Source organism: Brevibacterium sp. LAARM3_SD1 (genome assembly GCF_057364765.1).
The window spans coordinates 1-3,808 of the sequence record NZ_JBNFOL010000067.1 but is presented as its reverse complement, the minus strand read 5'-3'; the positions used below and the strand labels follow the sequence as shown (position 1 = coordinate 3,808).

Sequence of the window (3,808 nt, the reverse complement as noted above, 5' to 3'; positions counted from 1 at the left end):
GGCGGCCCAGCAACCTCGCGCCAGGTTGCTGGGCCGCCGTCAGGTAGCAATTAAGGGGAGGGGCGGCGGTCGACTGAAGGTCCTGCGCCGGGTGGGCCGAGTCGTTGGCGGCGTCTCTCCGTGTGTCGTATGCTGGCAAGTCAGTCGACGCACCGACGACACCGACATGCGAGTGAGCCACACGAGCGAAAGGTGAAGACATGACTGACAGCGACAAATCTCAGGACCGGAGCCCGGTGCCCGATCAGGCGGAGGCCAACGCCTTCTTCCCGAGCGCCTACTCGCTCTCCCAGTACACGTCGAGCAGGACCGACTTCGACGGCCCCGTCACCGAGGAGACATACACGGGCGGGAAGTGGAAGATCCTCACGATCGCCACCGACGAGCGGTACATGCTCATGAGGAACGGCACGTTCTTCTCCACTGGCAACCATCCCGTCGAGACGCTGCTGCCACTCCACCACATGGCCGAGGCCGGCTATGAGGTCGATGTGGCCACCGTCAGCGGCGGGCCCGGAAAATTCGAGTGGTGGGCCTACCCCGGGCAGGACGAGGCCATCGCCTCCGCGTGGTCGAGCACCGAGACGAAATTCAAGGCTCCGCTGAGGCTCTCCGACGTCATCGCGAACGGCCTCGACGACTACGCTGCGATTTTCATCCCTGGCGGTCACGGTGCCATGAACGTCATCCCCTTCGACCGGGATGTGCAGGCCGCCTTGGACTTCTTCCTGGACAACGACAGGCTGATCATCACCCTCTGTCATGGCCCGGCGGCGTTGCTGGCCGCAGGCCTCGATCGCTCTGAGAACCGCTTCGCCGGCTACCGTGTCACTGCGTTCCCGGACGCACTCGACTTCGAGGCGAACCTCGACATCGGCTATCTGCCCGGTGAGATGCCTTGGGCGCTCGGCGAGACGCTGACGAAGGACGGTATCGAGATCATCAACGATGAGATGACCGGTGCCACCACACGCGACCGCAACCTCCTGACCGGCGACAGTCCGCTCGCAGCGAATCAGCTCGGAAAAGAGTCTGTGGTCGCGCTTCTGGAGAGCTTCGGCAGCTGATCCTTCGTCGTTCAGCGTCCCGCCAGACGACCCGCACGTCGCTGAAAGCGCCCGGCACCACACATTCGGCGACGTCGCGGGGGTTCGGCGGCGGTGGTCGGTGTTGCCAGCATTCTGCCAGCCTGGGCCAGGATAATCGATACCAGCCGCCCACTTGATCACTTTCGGAAGGACCATGGACGACTATCGAAGTCCCGGCTGGGACATCTCTCTTCGCACCTCAGAACAATTCAATAACGCGCGCGCATACGCTCTGCGAGCGCAGCGCACGCAGGCAGGTGGTCGCCGTTGACCTGGCTGCTCTCGCTGCTCATAGGCCTCCTCGTCGTCCTCCTCATCACGGTGGCCACGGCTACTTCGTGGCGCAGGAATTCGCGTACATGGCCGTCGACCGCTCTCGTCTGGCCGCACGTTCGGCCTCCGGTGACCGCGCCGCGGCCCGGGCCCTATCCATCACCCGCCGCACCTCCTTCATGCTCTCCGGCGCGCAGCTGGGCATCACCGTCACCGGTCTGCTCGTCGGCTACGTCGCCGAACCGCTCATCGGCACAGCCGTCGGCGAGGCACTCGGCGGCACCCCGATCCCTGCGGGCACAGGTGTGCTCATCGGCACCGTCCTCGCCCTCCTCGTCTCAACGCTCATCCAGATGCTCTTCGGTGAGCTGTTCCCGAAGAACCTGGCCATCGCCCGCCCCGAGGCGCTCGCCACATGGCTCGCCCGGTCGACCTCGATCTACCTCGCCGTCGTCGGCTGGCTCATCACGATCTTCGACAAAGCCTCGAACGCCCTGCTGCGCGTCCTCGGCATCGAACCGGTCCACGACGTCGACCACTCCGCCACCCGGCGCGACCTCAAACACATCGTCGCCGAATCCCGGGAGGGCGGCGAGATCGTCGACGACGATTCGCTCATCCTCGACCGCATCCTCGACTTCCCGCAGCAGAGCGTCGCCCACGCCACGGTGCCGCGCTCACGCGTCGACGCCATCGACATCGACACGCCCCTGGACGAGGTGCGCGAACTGATGAGCCGAGGCCACTCCCGCTACCCCGTGCTCGACGCTGATGATCAGGTGATCGGCACGATCGACCTCCTCGACGTCCTCGCCGAGGCGGGGTCGGGCACCACCGAAAACGTCGCCGAGGCGGCACCGAGCACCACCGTCACCGGGACCGGGATCCGTTCCCTCTTGCGTGACCCGGTCTTCGTCCCGGAATCCCTGCCGCTGCCGGCCGCGGTGGCCACGCTCTTCGGACGGCGGGAGCAGATGGCCTGCGTCGTCGACGAATACGGCGGCTTCGCCGGAATCCTGACGATGGAGGACCTCGGTGAGGAACTCGTCGGTGACATCGCCGACGAACACGACCACATCGTCGAAGAACTCATCGAGACCGGCGACGGCACCTGGACAGCACCGGGGGTCATCCCCCTCGACGAGGTGGCCCGCGTCCTCCAACGCGAACTGCCGACCACCTCGGCGCAGACCTTGTCTGGCCTCGTCATCGAACACCTCCGCGGATTCCCCGAGGTGGGTGACCGGGTCTCGATCGAACTGCCGATCGACCCCGCCGACCTCAGCGGAAACGACACTCCGGAGACCGAGCGACTCGTCATCGACGTCATCGAGGTGGCCACGCATGTGCCTGCGCGACTGCGGATCGGAATCGAGGTGGCGCGATGAGCAACCCCTGGGTCATCACAGCGATCACGATCGCCATCATCGGCCTCAGCGCGTTCTTCGTCGCCGTCGAATTCGCGCTCATCGCCGCCAAACGGCACCGTCTCGAGGACGCAGCCGCGGACAGCCGATCGGCCCGGGCCGCCCTGCGCAGCTCGACCGAACTGTCGGTGCTGCTGGCAGGGTCGCAGCTGGGCATCACGGCCTGCACCCTGGCGCTCGGGGCGATCACGAAGCCGGCCGTCCACCACTGGATCACCCCGGTCGCCGAGACACTGGGTCTGCCGCTGTGGATCGCCGACATCGTCGGCTTCGTCCTCGCCCTCGTCATCGTCACCTTCCTCCACCTCGTCGTCGGTGAGATGGCGCCGAAGTCGTGGGCGGTGGCGCATCCGGAGCGCTCGGCGATCATGCTGGCGCTGCCGATGCGGGCCTTCATGTTCCTCACCCGCCCGCTGCTGCATGTGCTCAACAACGCGGCGAACGCGTGCCTGCGCCTGGTCAAGGTCGAACCCGTCGACGAGGTCGATCAGGCGCACACGCCCGAGGACCTGAGGCAGCTGCTGCAGCATTCGGCGCAGGCGGGAACCTTGGAGAAGGAGTCCTCGGAGGCTCTGCTCGGAGCCCTCGACCTCACCAGGCTCACACTTGACGAGCTCGTGGCTGGTCGCCCGGAGCCGACAGCCGTCGGTCCGGATGCGACTGCGGGTGAGGTGCGCGAGGCGTCGCGCCGTGACCGTCACCGTCGCATCCTCGTGCGCACCGAGGCTGACGGCCCTCTGAGTCATGTGGTGCATGTCAGGGATGTGCTCGGACTCGCCGAGGATGCTCCCATCGCCGAGGCAGCCCGTCCCGTCACCGTCGTGGACGGAACGATGACCGTGGTGCGGGCATTCGAGGAGATGCGGGAGGACAGCGTGCAGCTGGCTTTGGTGGCGAGGGCCGACGGCAGCCACGCGGTCGTCACCGTCACCGACGTGCTCACCCGCCTGCTCACCACCGGTCAAGTGCCCTCCCGATAATTACTACCTGACGGCGGCCCAGCAACCTCGCGCGAGGTTG

3 protein-coding genes are annotated in these 3,808 nt (G+C 66.5%); all 3 read left to right on the top strand.

Annotated features, from left to right (window positions below; translation table 11 throughout):
• Nucleotides 1-200 precede the first annotated feature (200 nt).
• The 3 genes from hchA (at nucleotide 201) to AC2W7L_RS18440 (ending at nucleotide 3,768) form a co-directional block, all read left to right on the top strand.
• A complete protein-coding gene (hchA, locus tag AC2W7L_RS18450) occupies nucleotides 201-1,067 on the top strand; it encodes a glyoxalase III HchA (RefSeq protein WP_486005629.1) in 867 nt (288 codons plus the stop codon).
• Nucleotides 1,068-1,426: 359 nt separating this feature from the next.
• Nucleotides 1,427-2,749: a hemolysin family protein gene (locus AC2W7L_RS18445; RefSeq protein WP_486005628.1), complete on the top strand. Its 1,323-nt coding sequence runs from the start codon at nucleotides 1,427-1,429 to the stop codon at nucleotides 2,747-2,749.
• Nucleotides 2,746-3,768, top strand: coding sequence for a CNNM domain-containing protein (locus tag AC2W7L_RS18440; protein WP_486005627.1), 1,023 nt, complete (start codon nucleotides 2,746-2,748; stop codon nucleotides 3,766-3,768). Before AC2W7L_RS18445 ends, AC2W7L_RS18440 begins: the two co-directional genes overlap by 4 nt.
• The last annotated feature ends 40 nt before the right edge of the window (nucleotides 3,769-3,808 follow it).

What these genes read in the sequence shown, in the direction of transcription:
- hchA (WP_486005629.1), top strand. Translation starts at nt 201, where the DNA reads ATGACTGACAGCGACAAATCTCAGGACCGGAGCCCGGTGCCCGATCAG.
- AC2W7L_RS18440 (WP_486005627.1), top strand. Translation starts at nt 2,746, where the DNA reads ATGAGCAACCCCTGGGTCATCACAGCGATCACGATCGCCATCATCGGC.